This is a genomic window from Arenibacter echinorum, from assembly GCF_003259375.1.
Taxonomy (GTDB): domain Bacteria; phylum Bacteroidota; class Bacteroidia; order Flavobacteriales; family Flavobacteriaceae; genus Arenibacter; species Arenibacter echinorum.
In genome coordinates, this window is sequence record NZ_QLLN01000001.1 from 441,683 (window position 1) to 463,674 (window position 21,992).

The 21,992-nt window shown below is 39.7% G+C and carries 18 protein-coding genes; 10 read left to right on the forward strand and 8 right to left on the reverse strand.

Annotated features, from left to right (window positions below; translation table 11 throughout):
* Window position 1: 1 nt before the first annotated feature.
* The 8 genes from LV92_RS01940 (at window position 2) to LV92_RS01975 (ending at window position 9,653) form a co-directional block, all read left to right on the forward strand.
* Entirely contained in the window at window positions 2–565 is a 564-nt protein-coding gene (locus LV92_RS01940) for a DUF4126 domain-containing protein (protein ID WP_111621987.1), read from the forward strand.
* A gap of 117 nt (window positions 566–682) precedes the next feature.
* Entirely contained in the window at window positions 683–1,411 is a 729-nt protein-coding gene (gene kdsB / locus LV92_RS01945) for a 3-deoxy-manno-octulosonate cytidylyltransferase (RefSeq protein WP_111621988.1), read from the forward strand.
* Entirely contained in the window at window positions 1,402–2,103 is a 702-nt protein-coding gene (locus tag LV92_RS01950) for an HAD family hydrolase (protein WP_111621989.1), read from the forward strand. Before kdsB ends, LV92_RS01950 begins: the two co-directional genes overlap by 10 nt.
* A 4-nt stretch (window positions 2,104–2,107) precedes the next feature.
* A complete protein-coding gene (locus tag LV92_RS01955) occupies window positions 2,108–3,235 on the forward strand; it encodes an iron-containing alcohol dehydrogenase family protein (RefSeq protein ID WP_245946214.1) in 1,128 nt (375 codons plus the stop codon).
* Between the two features lie 136 nt (window positions 3,236–3,371).
* Window positions 3,372–3,911 carry a 1-acyl-sn-glycerol-3-phosphate acyltransferase gene (locus LV92_RS01960; RefSeq protein WP_111621990.1) on the forward strand — a complete coding sequence of 180 codons (540 nt, stop codon included), beginning with the start codon at window positions 3,372–3,374 and terminating at the stop codon, window positions 3,909–3,911.
* A gap of 372 nt (window positions 3,912–4,283) precedes the next feature.
* Window positions 4,284–7,244, forward strand: a complete 2,961-nt coding sequence (locus tag LV92_RS22110; RefSeq protein WP_111621991.1) for a thrombospondin type 3 repeat-containing protein — start codon at window positions 4,284–4,286, stop codon at window positions 7,242–7,244.
* 35 nt (window positions 7,245–7,279) lie between these two features.
* Window positions 7,280–8,167, forward strand: a complete 888-nt coding sequence (locus tag LV92_RS01970; protein WP_111621992.1) for a PorP/SprF family type IX secretion system membrane protein — start codon at window positions 7,280–7,282, stop codon at window positions 8,165–8,167.
* A gap of 391 nt (window positions 8,168–8,558) precedes the next feature.
* The gene (locus LV92_RS01975) at window positions 8,559–9,653 is read left to right on the forward strand and encodes a right-handed parallel beta-helix repeat-containing protein (protein ID WP_111621993.1); all 1,095 of its coding nucleotides are present in this window, start codon (window positions 8,559–8,561) and stop codon (window positions 9,651–9,653) included.
* Between the two features lie 106 nt (window positions 9,654–9,759).
* Here LV92_RS01975 and LV92_RS01980 read toward each other — a convergent pair whose 3' ends face one another.
* The 4 genes from LV92_RS01980 to gcvT all read right to left on the reverse strand — a co-directional run bounded on the left by LV92_RS01980 (window position 9,760) and on the right by gcvT (window position 12,817).
* Complete coding sequence (locus LV92_RS01980; protein WP_111621994.1) at window positions 9,760–10,470, reverse strand: YebC/PmpR family DNA-binding transcriptional regulator; 711 nt, start codon at window positions 10,468–10,470, stop codon at window positions 9,760–9,762.
* Window positions 10,471–10,537: 67 nt separating this feature from the next.
* Complete coding sequence (locus tag LV92_RS01985) at window positions 10,538–10,825, reverse strand: 4a-hydroxytetrahydrobiopterin dehydratase (RefSeq protein WP_111621995.1); 288 nt, start codon at window positions 10,823–10,825, stop codon at window positions 10,538–10,540.
* Window positions 10,826–10,873: 48 nt separating this feature from the next.
* Window positions 10,874–11,692, reverse strand: coding sequence for a sugar nucleotide-binding protein (locus LV92_RS01990; protein WP_111621996.1), 819 nt, complete (start codon window positions 11,690–11,692; stop codon window positions 10,874–10,876).
* A gap of 39 nt (window positions 11,693–11,731) precedes the next feature.
* Window positions 11,732–12,817 carry a glycine cleavage system aminomethyltransferase GcvT gene (gene gcvT, locus LV92_RS01995; RefSeq protein WP_111622323.1) on the reverse strand — a complete coding sequence of 362 codons (1,086 nt, stop codon included), beginning with the start codon at window positions 12,815–12,817 and terminating at the stop codon, window positions 11,732–11,734.
* Window positions 12,818–13,076: 259 nt separating this feature from the next.
* Here gcvT and LV92_RS02000 point away from each other — a divergent pair, with 259 nt between their 5' ends.
* Window positions 13,077–14,690, forward strand: a complete 1,614-nt coding sequence (locus LV92_RS02000) for an aminopeptidase P family protein (RefSeq protein WP_111621997.1) — start codon at window positions 13,077–13,079, stop codon at window positions 14,688–14,690.
* Between the two features lie 18 nt (window positions 14,691–14,708).
* On the opposite strand, the gene LV92_RS02005 is transcribed toward LV92_RS02000, so the two are convergent.
* The gene (locus LV92_RS02005) at window positions 14,709–15,752 is read right to left on the reverse strand and encodes a beta-1,6-galactofuranosyltransferase (RefSeq protein ID WP_111621998.1); all 1,044 of its coding nucleotides are present in this window, start codon (window positions 15,750–15,752) and stop codon (window positions 14,709–14,711) included.
* Window positions 15,753–15,893: 141 nt separating this feature from the next.
* Here LV92_RS02005 and glf point away from each other — a divergent pair, with 141 nt between their 5' ends.
* Complete coding sequence (gene glf / locus LV92_RS02010; RefSeq protein ID WP_111621999.1) at window positions 15,894–16,991, forward strand: UDP-galactopyranose mutase; 1,098 nt, start codon at window positions 15,894–15,896, stop codon at window positions 16,989–16,991.
* 11 nt (window positions 16,992–17,002) lie between these two features.
* Here glf and thrC read toward each other — a convergent pair whose 3' ends face one another.
* From thrC to thrA, 3 genes are all read right to left on the reverse strand, one after another.
* The gene (gene thrC, locus LV92_RS02015; protein ID WP_111622324.1) at window positions 17,003–18,298 is read right to left on the reverse strand and encodes a threonine synthase; all 1,296 of its coding nucleotides are present in this window, start codon (window positions 18,296–18,298) and stop codon (window positions 17,003–17,005) included.
* Between the two features lie 67 nt (window positions 18,299–18,365).
* Window positions 18,366–19,298, reverse strand: coding sequence for a homoserine kinase (locus tag LV92_RS02020; protein ID WP_111622000.1), 933 nt, complete (start codon window positions 19,296–19,298; stop codon window positions 18,366–18,368).
* 36 nt (window positions 19,299–19,334) lie between these two features.
* A complete protein-coding gene (thrA, locus tag LV92_RS02025; RefSeq protein WP_111622001.1) occupies window positions 19,335–21,779 on the reverse strand; it encodes a bifunctional aspartate kinase/homoserine dehydrogenase I in 2,445 nt (814 codons plus the stop codon).
* Window positions 21,780–21,992 lie beyond the last annotated feature (213 nt).

Genomic DNA, 21,992 nt, shown 5'->3' on the forward strand with positions numbered 1-21,992 from the left:
TATGACTTTTGAGACCGTTTTAAGCATATTTTTAGGTATTGGACTGGCAGCATCGGTAGGCTTTAGGATTTTTTTGCCATTGTTTGCTCTAAGTTTGGCCGCTTACTTTGATGTATGGCAATTAAATGAAAATTGGGAATGGGTAGGAAGTATGGCCGCCCTAATAACACTTGGCGTTGCCACTATTGTGGAAATTTTCGCATATTTTATTCCTTGGTTGGATAATTTGTTGGATAGTTTTGCAATACCTATGGCTGCTTTGGCCGGTACCGCTGTCATGGTGTCAACAGCTTCCAATTTAGATCCAGTGATTACCTGGACCTTGGCTATAATTGCTGGAGGGGGAACGGCCACCGCAATAAAAGGAGCTTCGGCTACCGGCAGATTGGCCTCTACGGTCACCACAGGGGGAACGGCCAATCCTGTAATAGGTCTTATGGAAACGGGAACTGCGGCAGTAGTAACTACAGCATCAATTTTCGCCCCTATTCTTGCTGGGTTCTTGGTCCTTATAATATTGATTGTTATATATAGGTTATATAGAAAGTTTAGACCGAGAACATAATCCAATTTAATTTTAAATAATTTTCGTGTGAAATGAGCATGACCCCAAAACTGGTCGAAAAATCAATGAAGATATGCGTATTGCATATGACTGCTAAAAAACAATAAATATCTACTAATGAAAATCATTGCAATGATACCGGCTCGTTATGCAGCCTCCAGATTTCCGGGTAAACTTATGCAGGACCTACAGGGGAAACCTGTTATACAAAGAACTTATGAAGCAGCGCTAAAAACTGGTTTGTTTCAGGAAGTTTATGTAGTTACCGACAGTCCTACCATATTTGATACCATTACAGACATAGGAGGCAAAGCAATAATGAGTATTAAGCAACATGAGTGTGGAAGCGATCGTATTGCCGAGGCAGTGGAATCCATGGATGTTGATATCATCGTAAATGTTCAGGGAGATGAACCATTTACGGACAGGGAAAGCCTGGCCAGTGTTATCGAAGTTTTTAAGGATGACGTTAAAAAAGAAATAGATTTAGCTTCCCTAATGACTAGGATTACCGATTGGGTAGAGATCAATGACCCCAATACTGTGAAGGTAATTGTGGATAATCAAAATTTTGCCCTTTATTTTTCCAGGGCCCCAATTCCATATCCAAGGTCAAGGGAGTTGGATATACCTTATTTTAAACACAAAGGAATTTATGCCTTTAGGAAAAGTGCGTTGATGGATTTTCAGAGACTGCCCATGCTTATATTGGAGGCGACGGAAAAGATTGAGGCCATTCGCTATCTGGAATATGGCAAGAAAATAAAGATGGTAGAAACTAGTGTTACAGGAATAGAAATTGACACTCCGGAAGATTTGGAAAAAGCAAAGAAGGTATGGAAATAGATTTTGGCAATATCAAAGTGGTTGGTTTTGATGCCGATGATACCCTTTGGGTAAATGAAACGTATTTTAGGAATGCGGAGGAAAAATTTGCCAGTCTTTTGGACGGTTATGAAACTAAGAATCAAATAGATCAGGAGCTGTTTAAAACCGAGATCAAGAACCTTGAGCTATATGGTTATGGTATTAAAGGTTTTATGCTATCCATGATAGAATCTGCCCTGGATCTGTCCAATAATAGAATTTCCCAAGCAACGATTACGGAAATTTTGAATCTAGGGAAGGAAATGTTGTCGCACCCAGTGGAATTATTGGATGGTGTGGAGCAGGTATTGGAAGCATTAAAGGATAAATATCGTCTAATAGTATTGACCAAAGGGGATTTGTTGGATCAAGAGCGGAAATTGGAAAAATCTGGCCTGTCCCAATATTTTCATCATGTAGAAGTTCTGAGCGATAAAAAGGAAGAAAATTATAAGAATCTATTGGAGCATTTGGAAATTCCTGTGGAGGAGTTTTTAATGATTGGCAATTCTTTAAAATCGGACGTATTGCCTATACTGAAAATTGGTGCAAAAGCCGTACATATTCCCTTTCATACTACATGGCAGCACGAAGAAGTAAAGATGGAGGAACATAACAATGATCATCTTACCTTAGGCACAATCTCCGATATTTTAGAGTATCTTAAATAAGTTTATGGACATAAAGAGTAAAAATATCAACACAATTATAAGCCCTGAATTGAAGACGAATTACAAGAACTTTCCCATGGTGCCACGGGTTATATTTGGTGCAGGTTGTTTTGGGCAGTTGGGCGAGATTTTGTTGCCAAAACGGATTAATTCCGAGGCACCGTTTATTTTTTTGGTGGACGATGTTTTCGAAGGCAGCCGGCTAATTTCCAGAATACCGTTAATTTTTAACGATCAGATAATATTCATTTCGGCGGACGAGGAACCCAAAACGGACCAAGTAGATGTCTTGGTCCAGAAAATCAAAAACGATTATACCAAATTACCTTCTGGAATTATAGGTATTGGTGGAGGCACCTTGCTGGATCTTGCCAAAGCCGTGGCCATTTTGTTGACCAATAAGGGCAATGCCTATCAATATCAAGGTTGGGATTTGGTAAATAAACCATCCATATATCATGTAGGTATACCTACCATAAGTGGTACCGGTGCGGAAGTGTCCAGAACAACGGTACTATTGGGGCCTGAGAAAAAATTGGGAATAAACTCAGATTATACCACTTTTGACCAAGTGCTCTTGGATCCCGATTTAACAACCGGGGTGCCTAAAGAGCAGTGGTTTTATACCGGTATGGATTGTTTTATACATTGTATAGAATCCCTCAATGGCACTTTTTTAAACGCTTTTAGCCAGAGCTATGGTGAAAAGGCACTGGAATTATGTAAGCAGGTCTATTTGGAAGATCTGCAAGAGGATGATGCTAGAAATAAATTAATGATGGCTTCCTGGCATGGGGGTATGAGCATTGCCTATTCACAGGTAGGGGTTGCACATGCTATGAGTTATGGCCTTTCCTATTTATTGGGAGTTAGACATGGAATAGGGAACTGTTTGGTGTTCCAGCATTTGATGGAATTCTATCCTGAAGGGGTGGAATTATTTAATAAAATGAGGGAAAAGCACTATATTCAGCTGCCAAAAGGCATCTGCAGTGAACTGACCAATGATGATTTTGAAATTATGATCAATGTGGCCCTTAGTCTTGTGCCCTTATGGGAAAATGCCCTTGGAAAGGAATGGCGCACTATTATAACCCCTGAAAAATTAAAGTCGATCTATCAAAAAATATAATCAACCAACGAACATGATTCTGTAGGTTCCAACTAATGCTAGGTTGGTAGCAAACGGGATCAAGGCAGATAATGATCAATAGGAAAAACTCGATCAAGTACAAAAGGCTCCTAACAGTTTAAATAGTAAATGGTTTATGCATACCCTTGCCAAATTTATTTATTTTAAAATTTTAGGTTGGAAATTGGTGGGTACCTTTCCTCAGGTTGACAAATGTGTTGTTATTGTGGTGCCCCATACCAGTTGGGTAGATTTTTTTTTGGGACTTTTGATTAGGAGGGTTTTGAATGAGGATATTCATTTTATAGGAAAGAAAGCGCTGTTTAAACCTCCATTTGGTTGGTATTTTCGTTGGATGGGCGGTGCTCCCATCGATAGAAGTAAAAATATGGATACCGTGAGTGCTACGGCTAAAATATTTAATCATAATAAAAAGTTCAGATTGGCCCTTTCCCCGGAGGGAACCCGAAAAAAGGTTACGGAATGGAAGACAGGTTTCTATTTTATCGCCAAGGCGGCCAAGGTTCCCATTGTAATGGTGGCGTTCGACTTTGGAAAAAAACAGATCAAAATTTCCAAGCCTCAATATCCTACGGAGAACAAGGAGAATGATTTTGCCACTTATAAAGCTTTCTTCAAGGGTGTGGTGGGCAAGATTCCTGCAAATAGTTTTTGAATTGAGTAAATTTTATTTCTTCCCGGTTACAGGATTCATTTTTGTTTCCTAAATATACTAATTGATACTGTCCAACTAATTTTTAGAATTATATCTATAATTCCACATTTCAGGCATTGATTATGTGTGTTATCACCTACATTTTTGGGGATTGCAATCGATTAATTTTCCTACACTAAAATCCGACTACGCTTATAGGATATTTCACAACATAATTTTACACTTATACATCATTACCTTGGATTAACTACCAATTATATCGGTGTATTGCTACTTTTGGCTCCATTGTAGCTATTCTTGTTCATAGCGTAACGCAATTATACTATTAAGAAATAGACTACAAAATATAAATAAAAACCAAATCCCCCGAATATGAATAAACAAAGTATTATCAGAATTCTATTTTTCTTACTATTGACTCCTTTAGCATTGTTTTCTCAGAACAAAGCCTACGTTTCTGCATTAAAAGGAGGTAATATTCAAATTATCAATACCGAAACCCATACTTTGTCTGGAACTATAGGTCCAATTTCTGGCGATACAAATTGGCGTAATAACGAAAGAACAATTGGTGTTAGTAATGATAATAAATATCTTTTTCAGGATTGCTATAATTGTGGCGGTGGTACTAAAATAATAGATTTATCAGATAATTCTATAATAGGAAATATTAGTAATTTTTCTGGTAAAAGTGGTATTGTATCTTCTCCCTCTGGGGGCAAGATTTATACGGCAGCTGCATATAGTGTTAATATTTATGATCTTAACACTCAGTTGAGTACCAATTTTGTTGGCAGGAATACAGGAACCTGCACTGTGGAAAATCCTAATGAAGCCTATCAAAGTGTAAGATTGGCGCTCAATTCAACCGGAACCAAACTATATGTGGCAAATTTGGATCCTCGGAAAAAAGGAGTTTCTGTTTATGATACTTCTACGGGGAATGAAATTAAAATACATTCCGGTATTTCAGGGGCAACAAGGTTAAATATAAGTTCAGATGATAATTTTGTATATGTATGTAATACTGGTTGGGGTTATGGTGTCTGTAGAGATGATCCTACATTGATGACGGATATAAATGGCGTTGCAAACTCCAATCATTCGTCTGATATTGCCATTATAAATACTAATACCAATTCGGTAATTGATTATGTTAATGTAGGAGGACCAGTTGATGTAGTTTTAAATAATGACGGTTCTAGAATTTATGTTGGAACTGGGAGTGGAGTAAAGGTTATAGAAAGAAATCTTAGTACTAATGCGCACTCACTTTCTACAGTTACCTACAGTACAGGTTCTGTAAGTCATATGGAAATTGATCCAACAGGTTCATTCTTGTATGTTGTGTCCTCAAATGTATTAAAACATGTGGATCTTATCTCGGGGAATATAAGTACAATATCTACTTCTTCCAGTGATTTTTTGGGAAATATAGTATTTGAAAAACCTTTTTTAGATTCGGATCAGGACGGAATACATGATTCCCTTGATTTATGTTCAAGTACCCCTAGTGGGGAGTCTGTAGATGCCAATGGATGTTCCGATAGTCAAAAGGACAGTGATGACGACGGCGTAATGGACGATGTTGATACCTGTGCAGATACACCATCTGGAGAAACACCGGATTCTAACGGTTGTTCGGATAGCCAAAAGGACAGCGATAACGATGGTGTTATGGATGATGCCGATACCTGTGCCAACACGCCTAGCGGAGAAACAATAGATAGCAATGGTTGTTCCGATAGTCAAAAAGATAGTGACAATGATGGTGTCTCTGATGCTATTGATACTTGTAATAATACACCTGCAGGAGAAAGTGTAGATGCCAATGGATGTTCAGATAGTCAAAAGGATAGCGATAACGACGGCCTCATGGACGATGTTGATACCTGTGCAGATACACCAACTGGAGAAACACCGGATTCTAATGGTTGTTCGGATAGCCAAAGGGATAGCGACATTGATGGTGTCATGGATAATGTTGACACCTGTGGGAATACTCCAAGTGGGGAAGCAGTAGATACAAATGGTTGTTCAGATAGTCAAAAGGATAGTGACAATGATGGTGTGTCTGATGTAATTGATACTTGTGATGATACACCTACAGGAGAAAGTGTAGATGCCAATGGATGTTCGGATTCCCAAAAGGATAGTGACAATGATGGTGTCATGGACAATGTTGATACTTGTGCGAATACTCCATTGGGGGAAACCGTAGATACCAATGGATGTTCGGATTCCCAAAGGGATAGCGACAATGACGGTGTCATGGATAATGTTGACACCTGTGGGAATACTCCAAGTGGGGAAGCAGTAGATACCAATGGATGTTCGGATTCCCAAAAGGATAGTGACAATGATGGTATCATGGATAATATCGATGTCTGTGACAATACTCCAAGTGGAGAACTAGTCGATGCCAATGGCTGTTCAGACAGTCAAAAAGATGCAGATAACGATGGTATTTCAGATGCTATTGATACCTGTGCTAACACACCATCAGGAGAAACAGCAGACGTCAATGGTTGTTCAGATAGTCAAAAAGATGCTGATTATGATGGAGTTATGGACGATGTTGATATCTGTGCCAATACTCCTTCTGGAGAAACCGTGGATGCCAATGGTTGTTCCACGTCCCAAAAAGATACCGATGGTGATGGTGTGAATAATGATATGGACGATTGCCTCAATACAGCAGCTGGAGAAACAGTGGATGCCAATGGCTGTTCAGCTTCCCAGAAGGACAGTGATTTTGACGGAGTCAACGATGCAGAAGATCAATGCCCTGAATCTCCTGAAGATGAGGCTGTGGATGCCCAAGGGTGTAGCGAGAGCCAAAAGGATGATGATAACGACGGAGTGAACAACGTTTTGGACGAATGTCCCAATACCGCATCGGATGAGATTGCGGACACAAATGGTTGCTCCGATTCACAAAAGGACCAGGACGGCGATGGTATTCAGGATTCCTTGGACAATTGTCCAATGTTTTCCAACCCTGGCCAGGAAGACCGTGACGGCGATGGCCAAGGTGATGTATGTGATACGGTAGAGCTTAACGCTTCCCAAGCCTTTACCCCCAACGGGGACGGCATCAACGATACCTGGGTGATTTCTAATATTGAGAATTTTCCTAATTCTATGGTAAGGGTATTCAACTCTTGGGGTAAAGAAGTGTTCTCGGCCAGGAATTATCAGAACACCTGGGACGGTCGTTACAAAGATCTTGGTGCCAAACTCCCTAATTCCGGATCGTATTATTTCCAGATCGATTTTGAGGGAGATGGTAAGGTAGACCAGGACGGTTGGCTTTATATCAGTTCAAATTAACAACTCCATTAACGAAGATAAAAGACATACATAGCATGCAGATATACAATAAGATTATTTTAGGCGCACTATTATTAGTGGGCGGTACCACGTTTGCCCAACAGGAAGGGGTGATTACCAATTACATGTACCATATGAACTCCTATAATCCTGCCTATGTTGGAGTAGACGGGGAAACTATGGTAACCGCCACCTTTAGGCAACAATGGACTGGCATCCCGGATGCCCCCAGTGCGGAGGCAGTATCCTTTGGGACCGCCTTGGGCAAAAATTTAGGGATTGGGATATCCCTTTACAACAGCAATACCTTTGTGGAGAGTCAGACCTTTACTGGCATTGATTTTTCCTATAGGCTACAGTTGTCAGCAGGCACGGAGCTCTATCTTGGGCTAAAAGCCGGGGGCAATGCCTACAGCGTGAACACTTCGGGCCTGGAGACCTACAACGTAAATACGGACCCCAGTATCTCGTCTATTTCCCGCTTTAACCCCAATGTAGGGGTAGGGGCCTTGTTGAAGAGCGGAAAATGGTACGCTTCCCTTGCGGTACCACGACTTTTGTCCACCGATCGTGCAGACAACGACAACGGTGTGGCCACGGCGGCATTGGCCAAGCCACATGCGTACGCTACGGCAGGCTATGAGTTTTTGTTGAATCCAGCAACTAACCTAATGCTAAGGCCATCGGCCATGGGACGTTATGTAAGCGGGGCACCGGTTTCGGTAGATTTCAACGCAATGCTCTCCTTTGACGACAACTTTGGTATGGGGGGCAGTTATAGGACCGATGGGGCTTTTGCCGGTCTGGTAAATTTTAGCATCAAAAAGAGATTGTTAATTGGGTATGCCTATGAGGTAAGTACCAGGAGCGAATTGGCCAGTGCCAAGAATACCAATGAGTTTTTATTGAGATTCTTGTTTTAGTTTATAAAGGATATAAAATTAAAAAGGGTTATTGCGGAAGCAATGGCCTTTTTTTTTGATAGCTTCACGGAAACGGGTTAGTCCTATCCGAAGACTATTTTTTAATTGTTCTTGCCATACCTAGCCTATTCGGATTAACATGCCTATACAATCCTTAAGACCAACATTTTAGGCAGCAAGGGTTTGCAACATTAAAAATCAAACTGCTCAATAAGAGCTGTACACAACATTTTCAGTCACTTATACATCATTGGTGCCTTAATAAAACCTTATTTAGGTGTGGAATACTAATTTTGATTGTAATACGTTATCAAGGAACAAGGTATAAGCCTATTTCCAGTTAGGGATAATGTTGTTTTAAACAGCGTTTATAGTATTAATTCCATTGAGAATGAAAAAAAGTCAAATTATAGTTTTTTTAATTGCCGTCTTCTGTTTTTCTACGACCATTGCACAAACTGAGGTTAAGGTTACCAGTCTTGGCGACGATAGTAGCACAGGTACTTTGCGTTGGGCTATAAATTTAGCCAATAAGGATTCTGATGTCAAGGAAATCAAATTTCAACCTGGATTGAGGGGCACGCTTGTACTATCTTCGGATCTTCCACAAATCAATAGCGATTTAATTATTGTTGGACCGGGGTCAGAGGATGTTGTAATTTCAGGTAATGGCCAGTTCCTAATGTTCACGGTTAATCAAGGGTTTAGTTTGGATATCTCTGGATTTACCTTAACCGATTCTGCGGATAGTTATAATAATGGGACTATTTTTGCGGCTTCGGGATCCACCATAACTGCCTCTGAAATAGTGGTTACAGGAGTTGCCAATCAAACAGCGTTTTGGTCTAAAGGAGACCATTCAACCATTGCAATCTCCAATTCCGTTTTTAAAAATAATTCTGCCACCCTATTTAGGAGCTATTGGGGGTCTACTCCCAGTTTTACTTCAGATAATGAGAACGACTATACCAATAAAATAATCATAACGGAATCTAAATTTAGTTACAACAGGGGCTTAATTTTTTCAACGGAGCATTTTGTGAAAATTGATAAGTGTACCTTTAATGGGAATTATGATCAAATAGCCAGTTTTAAGGGGGTAAACCGTTACCAAGTCTTAAACTCTACCTTTGTTAACAATACTGGTCATCTGCTGTTTACCTTTTCAAGTAAGATTGGTGATACACCATCATGGGGCATGGATACCCTAGGGGCCAATAATACTCTTTTTGACGGGAACTTGTTTCAAGGGAATACAGGAACAATTCTTAATACCGGTGGGGGTTTTAAGCATGATTCCAAAACTACTATTACGAATAATACTTTTGTGAATAACGGAAATAAGTGGTACGGTAATCCCATTGTAGAATCTGGAAACCAACAAAACAATTTTATTACCCCGGTTAGGCCATCAGAAAATGATGGCACGGTCTTTCTTTCGCTGAACAAATCATTGCTTATAGAAGCAGGAGAAGAACTACACTAAAGGTTAATGTTTCCAAATATTGGAATTGATATAAAGAGAAAGATTATTGAAGAATAAAAAGAGGCCCGATGAGGGCCTCTTTTTCATTATTTTAATAAAGTGATTATTACTCCTGCATGGTGTGATATACGTTCTGTACATCATCATCCTCTTCTATTTTTTCCAAGAGTTTTTCCACATCGGCCGCTTCTTCCTCGCTTAGTGCTTTAGTGACCTGCGGAATACGTTCAAAACCGGAAGATAAAATTTCGATCTCCCTGTTTTCCAATTCTTTTTGAATGGCCCCAAAACTTTCAAAGGGAGCATATATCAATATACCATCTTCATCTGCAAAAACCTCTTCGGCCCCAAAATCGATCATTTCCAATTCCAATTCCTCTGGGTCTATGCCTTCGGCAGGAATCCTAAAGTTACAGGTATGGTCGAACATAAACTCAACAGAACCCGAAGTTCCCAAGCTCCCGTTGCATTTGTTGAAATAACTTCTAACATTGGCCACGGTCCTTGTGTTATTGTCCGTAGCTGTTTCTACTAAAATGGCAATTCCATGAGGCGCGTAACCTTCAAAAAGCACTTCCTTAAAGTCGCCCAAACTTTTGTCAGATGCCCGTTTAATGGCCCTTTCCACATTGTCCTTGGGCATGTTTACTGCCTTGGCATTTTGGATAACGGCCCTTAATCGCGCATTGGAGCTAGGGTCTGGCCCTCCCTCTTTTACTGCCATAACAATGTCTTTGCCTATTCTGGTAAAGGCCTTTGACATCGCGGACCACCTTTTCATTTTACGTGCTTTTCTAAACTCAAAAGCTCTTCCCATTTCTTAGTTTTATTAGAATAATATGGAACAAATGTAACAATTTTTACTACTGACGCAAGTGTAAAGGCTAGTTGCTTACGATAATTTCCTCAATACTGTGTGCCAACTTAAAATCCCTTTCCGTAACGCCCTCCGCATCATGGGTAGATAGTCTAATATTAAGGGAATTATAGACATTGCTCCAATCTGGGTGATGATTTTGTGATTCACATTCAAAGGCGATTCTGGTCATTACGGAGAAAGCATCCTTGAAATTTTTAAATTCAAAAGAGGTTTCAATGGCACCATCCACATAATCCCAACCGTCCAATTCCTCCAATCGTTTTTCTATTTCTGATTCAGATAATTTTTTCATGTCGCTATTTTTTATAAAGTTAATTAAAACAGTACAATTCCGCGGGGCTTATTCACTAAAGATATGATGGTCTATTATCTCCTGATAGTTAAATAATAGATTCTTTGGAAGCTGATTCGATTTTGGAAGCACCGCCAAATAACGGTCTTCATTGGTTGTAAAAACACGTTTATAAATAGGCTGGTAGTTGCCCAAGCGGCTTACAATTTCCTTTATAAAATCTTCATGGTGTATTAGGTCTACACTTCCCAAATGAAAGGTGCCAGACTTATTGTGGTTTATAAGGTAATGTATTTGTTGTGTTAGTTTATCATCGTTAGTGACGTTGATGATCAAATTGGGGAATACTTCAATAGGTTCCTTATTGGTCAGGGCATTCTTTATTTCTTTAATTCTTGGTGAATTTATGCCAAAAACCATGGGTACTCTAAGAATGGCCATTTTAGAAACAGGTATCCTCAGCAGCATATTTTCTATTTTGATTTTCAGTCGGCCATAGATGCTTTCGGACAAGGTCTTGTCATTTTCATAGGAAGGGTATTTGCTATAGGCATCAAAGACGTTGGCAGAGGATATAAAATACAATTTGCAATCTCTGTTTTGGATGTATTCCACCATATGTTGATGGGCCATTACCTGTGCTTGGAAATTCCCCCTTAAGGCCGAAATTATTAAGTCGGGTTTTACTTTGTTCAAAATATCATGAACATCATCCTCTTCAAGGTCATACCGGAAGAACTGTTGATTGTTCTCAAAGCTCTTTCTTGAAGAGTAATAAGTGCCATAGGTATCAAAATAGGAATTTAATTCCTTGTAAATGGCATAGCCTATAAAACCGCTTGCTCCTAAAATGAGTATTTTGTTCATTCTATCACCTCCTTGTGCAAAACTCAATCGCTACATCTGTTAGGCCTTATAAAAAGGTAGTTTAACTATGGTAGCAGGAACTGCATTTTTCCTAATTTGAATATAGATTTTATCGCCAATTTGGGATATGGCCGTAGGTACATAGCCTAAACCAATTCCCTTTCCCATGGAAGGCGACATGGTGCCCGAGGTTACAACCCCTATTTTATTTCCTGTTGCATCAACAATATCATAATCGTGCCTTGGAATCCCCTTCTCATCCAACTCAAAAGCTACCAGTTTTTTGGTAACCCCTTCTTCCTTTTGTTTGGCTAGGAATTCGCTATTTACGAAATCCTTGTTAAACTTGGTAATCCACAAAAGGCCTGCCTCCAGTGGCGAGGTATTATCATTAATGTCATTACCGTACAAACAGTAGCCCATTTCCAAGCGCAAGGTATCCCTGGCGGCAAGTCCAATAGGTTTTATGTTATATGAGGTACCGGCTTCAAAAACCTTGTCCCAAATCTGTTGTACTTCTTCATTCTTGCAATATATTTCAAAACCTCCAGAACCTGTATAACCGGTGGCTGATATAATTACGTGCTCTACGCCCCCAAAATCCGCTACCTCAAAGGAATAGAACTTTATAGCACTTAAGTCAATTGAGGTCAACGATTGCATGGCTTCCACGGCTTTGGGACCCTGAATGGCAAGAAGGGAATATCCATCGGATATATTGCGCAAATCTGCACCAAATTCTTTGTTGTATTTACTAATGTGTTCCCAATCCTTATCAATATTTGACGCATTTACTACCAATAAATATTGCTCTTCTTTAATTTTATAGACTATAAGATCATCCACAATACCACCAGTTTCGTTAGGCAAACAACTGTATTGCGCCTTACCTATGGTTAATTTGGAAGCATCATTGGAAGTTACTTTTTGTATGAGGTCCAATGCCTTAGGTCCTCCTACCAAGAACTCGCCCATATGGGATACATCAAAGACGCCCACTCCTTTGCGGACCGTTTCATGTTCTATATTAACTCCTTCATAGGAAACAGGCATATTATAACCTGCAAAAGGTACCATTTTGGCACCTAATGCCTCATGGGTTTTTGTCAATGCGGTGTTTTTCATTTGAATAATTTGAGGCGTAAAAATATCGAAAATTAATCGAAGGGAGAATCTATATACTTTTTGTTTTGCACAAATTAATGTTAATTTGGATTCCTGCTTTGATAATTTGACGAGGAGGTAGGTATTTTGTTTAAACTGAGCAGTGATTATTATTTGTCCCTTATGCGGTTGGCCGGTTTGCTTTTCGAAATTTCCGACCAATTCTTAATCAATGTGGTATTATAATTGATTATTTTTAAACATTAAATTAATGATGACTATGAGGAATTTGATAATGATTTCTTTATTTCTTTTTTTAACGTCTTGGTTGCAGGCCCAGGAAACTCCCAACGATTTTTTAAGTGCGGATTTTCATAAGGGAAGGCGTCAGGAAGTGCGTAAGGCCATGCCTCCAAATAGTGTAGCTGTATTTTTTGCCGCAGCTGTTAGGAATAGGGCAAACGACGTAGATTATATATATCATCAAGATCCGGATTTTTATTATTTAACTGGATATAAGGAGCCTAATTCCATTTTGCTCATATTTTCCGAAAGGCAAAAGGATAAGGATGGGAACAGTTATGATGAGGTGCTCTATGCCCAGAAAAGGGATGAAAAGGCCGAACAATGGAATGGAAAACGGTTAGGAGTAGAAGGGGTTAAAGGGCAATTGGGTTTTGAACGCGCCTTTAATGCGGAAGAATTTTTAAACGCCGATATTAATTTTTCCAAGTTTGAAAATGTGCTGTTTTTCGATTTCAATAATGATTTTAGGGATACCAATGACCCCGCTGATATATTTGATTTGATAAGCTCATTTAAAGAAAAATCCAATTATCCGTCAGATTACGATGCCACTAAACAACAGCTCTATGGCATGATCAAGTCAACGGAATTGGAAAATAGTGCCAATGTGGCCCAAACCTTGGGGCGGTATTTAAATTATAATCAGGAATTAAAATCGGATAAATTATTGGTCGATTTTGTTGAGGCCACAGATGATAGGTCCCGGATCGAAATTAAGGAAAAGGTGGCCCTGCAATTGAAATCCAATAACCTTAACAGCGCCATGCTGGAGGAAATAATGAATACCTTAAGGGAAATTAAGACCAAAGAAGAGTTGGTGCTTCTAAAGAGGGCCGTAGAGATTTCGGCAGTAGGGCAAATTGAGGTTATGAAGGCCATGCACCCCAATATGTCCGAAATGGAAATTCAAGGGGTACATGAGTTTGTTTATAAGAAGTACGGTGCCGAATATGAGGGCTATCCTTCAATTGTGGGTGGCGGCAATAATGGTTGTATTCTGCATTATATAGAGAATAATAAACCCAAGGTGGGGAACGACATGGTATTGATGGATTTAGGAGCTGAATATCACGGTTATACTGCCGATGTAACCCGGACCATTCCGGCAAATGGAAAATTTTCAAAGGAACAAAAGCAAATTTATGATATTGTTTACAATGCACAAGAGGCGGGAATAAAGGCTAGTGTATTAGGGGCTTCTTTTCAGGCTCCTGGGCAGGCTGCAAGTAAGGTTGTTGCCAAGGGGTTGATGAAGCTGGGAATAATTGGAAGCCCTGAGGAGGCCAGAAAATACTTTCCGCACGGCACATCCCATTATTTAGGGCTCGATGTTCATGATAAGGGAACCTATCAGCCCTTTAAGGAAAATACGGTGATTACGGTTGAACCAGGAATTTACATACCGGAGGGAAGCGATTGCGATAAAAAGTGGTGGGGGATAGCCGTAAGGATCGAAGACGATATTCTTATCACTAAAAATGGTCCTGTTAATTTATCGGGAATGGCTCCTAGGACCACGGAAGCCATAGAGGCAGTAATGAAACAATCCAGTCCGCTGGATCATTTTAAATTGCCAGCACTGGATTAAATGGGTCGATAAGGGAAACTAGGATATGGCTAGGAGTGCCTTTTTCATAGCCTTTTTCAAAAATCCACCTGAAATTATTTGTTCCCTAACTTCAGCTACATTTTTTACCATCTTTTGGTAGTCCTCATTGCTTAGGTTTTTTAATTTGCCATCCAACTCCTCCAAGGAGGATATACAAATACCCAATTGGCGTTCTTTAATTACGGCGGCAACGGCGGCCTTGTCCCATATAATTATGGGAAGGCCACAAAGCAAATATAGAGATGTCTTATGGGGATTGTTATACAAAAGATACTGTCCAAAATGTCCGGCACATTCCTCTATGGAATTCCCGTTCCACACCAGGCCGAAGGAACCTCTTATGTGTTTTGCAACTTCATCCGGAGAGAACATGCCCTCAAAACTTATGATGGTATTGGCCGGGTCCACATCGCCTTTGATAAAACCGCTACCGTATAGCTTCAAATGAAAGCTATTATTTTTTAAGGCATCCAATTTATAGATAAAGGCACTTTTTGCCATTCCCAAACCACCTGCGAAAACTACATCGAATAAGCCATTTTTAGAAAGTTCTGGAGCAGTATAGCTGCTATTGTTATCCAAATAATCGAACATGTACAAGGGTATTAATTTGGCAGTGGACCCTTGTTGCTCGAACCATTTTTTCATGTTGTCGTTATGTACAATGATTACATCTGCACATGAGAATTTTTTCATTTCCCGGGCAATATCCTTGTTTTTTCCCATGAGGTATTTGACATCATGGATTATCAACACTATTTTACATTTTTTTATTCCGGCTATGGTAGTGATGTATTTGTAATATTTGCTTAGCGGGTATTGTATGGCCAAAGTGGAATTTTTTGGCAAAAGAATAACACCCTTGGTTATTCCAAAAAAACTTACTATCGCACCTATGGCAGAACTGGCAAAAGTAGTTTGTTTAAAGCCCAAATTTTGGAAATCTATGGTGTCCAAGATCCGCTCACAATCTGTTTTTGGCTTGGAGGCCGCACTGTTGGTAGCTTTATAATTTCGTGAGATATAATATAAATTGGCCATTTTGGGTCGGTTCTTTAAGCTCTACAAATATAACCATGTTATGGCAAAGCGGATTTTTTTTTTAAATTCAATTCATAAACGTTATAATATACATTAGTTTTACTTTTTTTATTAATTAAAATAAGCTCTAATAAACATAAAATGAAATACGATTACCTGATTGTTGGAGCTGGACTTTTTGGTGCCGTGTTTGCGCATGAGGCTAAAAAGAAGGGGAAAAAGTGTTTGGTAATCGATAAGCGGTCACATCTTGGGGGCAATGTTTATTGCGAAGAAGTTGATGGCATAAATGTTCATAAGTACGGGGCGCATATTTTTCATACCAATGACAAAGCAATTTGGGATTATGTAAATAGTTTTGTAGAGTTTAATAGATATACCAATTCACCTGTGGCCAATTATAAGGGCGAATTTTATAATTTGCCCTTCAATATGAACACCTTTTATCAGTTGTGGAAGGTAAAGACTCCCGAGGAAGCCAAGTCGGTCATAGCAGAACAAGTTAGGGAAGTAGGTGTTAAAAATCCAAAGAATTTGGAAGAACAGGCTCTTTCGCTGGTTGGTAGGGATATCTACGAAAAGTTGATCAAAGGGTATACGGAAAAACAATGGGGGCGGAAGGCTACCGAACTACCTGCATTTATCATAAAAAGGTTGCCTTTGCGATTTACGTTCGACAATAATTATTTCAATGATAAATACCAAGGAATTCCCATAGGGGGTTACAATAAGTTGATCAATGGTTTGTTGGATGGAATTGAAACACGTTTAGAGGTCGACTTTTTTAAAGATAAATCGGAATTGATGGCAATGGCCGATCAGCTAGTGTTCACGGGCAAGATTGATGAGTTTTATGATTACAGATATGGCAAGCTGGAATATAGGAGTCTGGATTTTAAGCATGAAACCCTGGATATGGAAAATTACCAGGGTAATGCAGTCGTAAACTATACAGCTTCAGAAATTCCATATACCCGTATCCTAGAGCATAAGCATTTTGAATTTGGAACGCAGAAAAAGACCGTTGTAACCAAAGAATATCCCACGGAATGGTCTGGTAATAAGGAGCCTTATTATCCTATCAATGATCTAAGGAACAATGAAATTTACTCCAAGTACAAGACCTTGTCCGAAAAGGACGAAATTATTTTTGGGGGAAGGCTGGCCGAGTACAAGTACTACGATATGCACCAAGTAATAGCCTCGGCATTGGCCAAGTGCAAAAAAATCTTTAGCTGAGATAAAGCTATTTATTTACCCAATAGGTATCCTTTTAGCTCGTCATATTGGGAGATTTTAATAGACTTTTTCTTTTTACCCATAATTTTTACAATACTTTCCGGTAGATCAATATTTTCACGAATTGTATCCTCCACTACATCCAGGAACTTCACTGGGTGTGCAGTTTCTAGAAAAATGCCGTAGGTATCCGGATGGGCTTGTTGATATTTCTTTAATCCCAAATAGCCAACAGCACCGTGGGGGTCCGCCACATATGTAAAGTCGTTGTATAATTTTAGCATGGCTTCTCTGGTCTCATTATCTGTAAAGGAATAAGAAGATATGTTTTTGGACAGCTCTTCAAAATTATCTTTGTACAAATGTCTTATCCTGATAAAATTACTGGGATCACCTACATCCATGGCGTTGGAAATAGTGGCAATGGAGGCTTTTGGTTCATATGCCCCTGTATTCATATAACGAGGAACAACGTCATTTACATTCGTTGAGGCAATAAAATGTTTGCAGGGCATTCCCAGTCTTTGAGCCATAATACCTGCACAGATGTTTCCAAAATTTCCACTAGGGACGGAAAATATGATATCCTTGCCCTTAGACTTCATCTCTTTGTATGCGAACAGGAAATAAAACATTTGGGGAAGCCATCTGGCCACATTGATACTATTGGCGGAGGTCAATTGCATGTTTTGGATCAACTTTTCGTCCAAGAAAGCTGTTTTTACCATATTTTGACAGTCGTCGAAAGTACCTTCAACTTCCAGGGCAGTAATGTTTTTGCCCAATGTGGTCAATTGTTTCTCTTGAATATCGCTGACTTTTCCGCTAGGATATAGAATAACAACCTTAACCCCGTCCACTCCAAGAAATCCGTTCGCCACTGCGCCTCCCGTATCTCCGGAAGTGGCTACCAATACCGTTACATCTTTGGTGTTTTCGGTTGAAAAATAGCCAAGGCATCTTGCCATAAATCTCGCGCCTACATCTTTAAAAGCCAGTGTAGGACCATGAAAAAGTTCCAGTGCGGCCACCTTGTCCTCAATTTCCACAAGCGGAAAATCAAAATCCAAAACGTCGGCAAGAATTTCTTTTAGCGCCTCTTCTGGAATATCCTTGCCTACAAATTGTTGTATGGCCAAGAAGGCAATTTCATGATTGGAGTAATCTTCTATCTTTTTAAAAAAATCTTTTGGCAGAGCCTCGATTGTTTCTGGAAAATATAACCCACGATCAGGGGCAATTCCTTTTATAACGGCATCTTTGAAGGATGCTTTGGGTGCTTGTTGGTTTAGGCTATAAAAGTTCATATTTTTTAGTGTTAGAGTGAGTTGTAGTTTTTTAGTTCCGCTTAAATGCACGGAAGAACATAGTACATTAGCTTTCCAATATTTTAATGCCTTGCGTGTTTATTCTTGAAACATGTACGTCATAATCGACCCCTATTTTTTCGTATACATTTCTCATGGCTTCGGCCACTTTAAGGGCATTTTCCTTACCCTTGCTTAGTGCAAAGATAGATGGACCTGAACCAGAGATTCCACAGCCAAGGGCTCCAGCTCCAATGGCATCTTCCTTTACCTTGTCGAATCCAGGTATAAGAATGGATCTAATGGGTTCTATGATATGGTCTACCAAAGACCTGCCTATTAGGTTATAGTCATTGGTAAATAGCCCTGCAATCAGGCCACCTACATTTCCCCATTGCTTAATGCCATCTTCTAGGGAAATGGATGTTTTAAGGATTCGTCTGGAGTCTGAAGTCCTTACTTCTATTTGTGGGTGTATTACCGTTGCGTATAATTCTGGAGGGGTCGGAATTTTTACAATGTCCAAAGGTTGGTAACTGCGCACCAGGGTAAAGCCTCCGAACAGGGCAGGGGCAACATTGTCCGCATGGGCAACCCCACTGGCCAATCGCTCTCCTTCCATAGCAAATTTTACCAACTCCAGATTGCTAAAGGGGCTACCCAATAGTTGATTCATGGCCCATACCGCTCCTGCAGAACTGGCGGCACTACTGCCTATACCGCTGCCCGCTTTTATTTTCTTGTAAATCTCGATTTCAAAACCACCAACATGATTACTTTCCGCCAATAAGGCCAAACCAGCAACCCCGGCAACATTTTGAAGGGTTTCGGTGGGTAGGTCCTGCCCTGTAAGCTTGGTGATCTTTATTCCTTTTTCATTGGTTTTCCTTACCACCATCTCATCACCTACGGAGTCCAATGCAAGCCCCAGAACATCAAAGCCACAGGAAACATTGGCTATGGTAGCTGGACAGAAAATTCTAATTTCGTTAGTTTTCATTTTTAATCAAATAAATTTCACACTCTCGGGCCACTTTTAAAAATTACCGATACGTATAATATCTGCGAAGATTCCAGAGGCCGTAACATCAGCTCCGGCCCCGGCGCCTTTAATAATCATAGGTTGGTTAGGATAGCGTTCGGTATAGAACAAAACGATATTATCACTTCCTTCCAAATTATAGAAATCATGTCCTTTGGGTATCCTTTGGAGACCCACACTGGCTTGTCCGTTTTCGAATTGCGCCACATACTTCAATTTGCTGTCTTCCTCAACCGCTTTCTTGTACATCTCTTGAAACGAATCTTCATACTTGGTCAACGATTTGAAGAAATCCTCATTGTTGGTTGTCTCCAAACTTTCCTGTGGTAGAAAGGAATTGTTTTGGATGTCCTCTATGTTCAATACGTTTCCACTTTCCCTGGCCAGTATCAATATTTTTCGCATTACATCCACCCCGCTTAAATCTATTTTGGGGTCTGGCTCCGTATAGCCTTCCGCTTGAGCTTGCTTAACTATATCGTGAAAGGTGGTGCTATTGTTAAAATTGTTGAATACAAAATTTAAACTACCAGAAAGAACCGCTTGAATTTTTAATATTTTGTCGCCTGAAGCTACTAGATGCTTTAAGGTGTCGATAATGGGCAGGCCTGCACCTACGTTTGTTTCGAAAAGAAAGGGTGCATTGTACTGTCTTGCTAGATCTTTTAACTCCTGATAATTCTCATAGGCCGATGAACAGGCTATTTTATTACAGGTAACAACGGATATACTATTCCTTAAATATGAATTATAGGTTTCCGATACCTTCTGACTGGCTGTATTGTCTACAAAAATGCTATTTCTGTAATTGAGTTTTTTTACCTTCTCGAAGAAAAGTTCTAGGTTGGTTTTTTCTCCCTTGCTCAGAAGTTCTTCCCAGTTTTTAAGGGCAATGCCATCTTCGTCGAATATCATAGTCCTGGAATTGGACATTCCGATAACCCTGATATTAAGTTTTAGTTTCTCTTTTAAATACTTTTTTTGTGATTGTATTTGGTTCAGGAACTTGGCCCCTACATTACCAACTCCCATGACAAACAGATTCAGCTGTTTTATATTTTCCTCAAAAAATTCCTCATGTAATGTATTGAGTGCTTTTTTTACATCCTCTTTAAGGATAACGGCAGATATGTTACGCTCTGAAGCTCCTTGGGCTATGGCACGGATATTAACATTGTTCTTACCTAAGGTACTGAACATTTTTCCGCTAAGCCCTTGATGACTTTTCATGTTATCTCCGACCAAGGCAATGATGGCCAAATCCTTCTCTGCAACTACCGGTTTTATTTTTCCAAGGGAAATTTCAATATCAAATGCATCATTGATAACTTGAACTGCATGGTCTGCATCCTGATTGTCTATTCCTATGCAGATAGAATGTTCGGACGATGCCTGGGTAATCATTACAACACTGATGCCTGCAGTTGAAAGTACTTCGAAAAAGCGCTTGGAGATACCTGTGATTCCTACCATGCCCGGGCCTTCAAGGGACACTAGGGCAATATTTTCCACATGGCTTATTCCCCTTACAGTTTTGCCTTGTCCATTTTTATTCTTGGTAATCAAAGTGCCTGCTGCCTTTGGATCAAAGGTGTTCTTGATGATTATAGAAATTCCTTTTGTCAATACCGGTTGTATCGTAGGCGGATAAAGAACCTTCGCCCCAAAATGCGATAGTTCCATAGCTTCTTCATAAGAAATATGAGGAATGGCCATGGCCTGTTTTACTATTTTAGGGTTGGCAGTATACATGCCGCTTACGTCTGTCCATATTTCCAGAACTTCCGCATTTATGGCATTTGCAACAATGGCAGCAGTATAGTCCGATCCTCCTCGGCCCAAGGTGGTGGAATCTCCGTTTACGGCCGAAGCAATAAAACCTCCCATAAGAATTACGGAAGTATTGCAGTTGTTGACGTAGTCGGTAATATTTTTGTTCGTCAGATCAAAGTTAACGGCCGCTTTACCAAAATTGGAGTTTGTTTTTATAAGCTGTCTGCTATCGGCATGCGCGGTATCTATTCCTTCAACAATGAAATATTCGCTTATTATATAGGAAGACAGCAACTCTCCATAACTAACAATTTTGTCCGATAGTTTGGGTGTAATCTCCCCAATTAAATACGCCCCTTCCAAAAGTGTTTCCAGGGTATTAAGCTCACTCTTCACTTTACTTAGTACCTTACTTTGGGAATGAATAGGGATCAGTTCCTTTATAGTCAAAAGGTGTCTGTCCTCTATTTCCTTAAGAAAGGTTTTGTAGGTTTGTTCCTGTGCGGAAGCTAGAGCTGCGGTCTTTAAAAGAAGATCTGTTATTCCTCCAAGAGCAGAAACCACTACAATGGTTTTGTTGGACCCAAGGTCTGCGATAATATTTTTTACTAAACTTATATTATTGGCGTTGGCCACTGAAGTGCCACCGAATTTTAGAACTTTCATGGTTCAAAGGTATTAAGTAAGAAAAATTTAATTTTGATAAAATTGTGTAACAGACGTATATGTAGTAGCTTACCCCAAAGGGGTGGTGGTGCTGATAACGGTAATGGCAATGCAACCATCTATAAATGGCGTATTAAGTAGTTTGTTGTCCGTATGGTTAAATGTCATCGCAAGAATAAAGAATCAAATGTAGTATTTTTGAGTACCCAATCA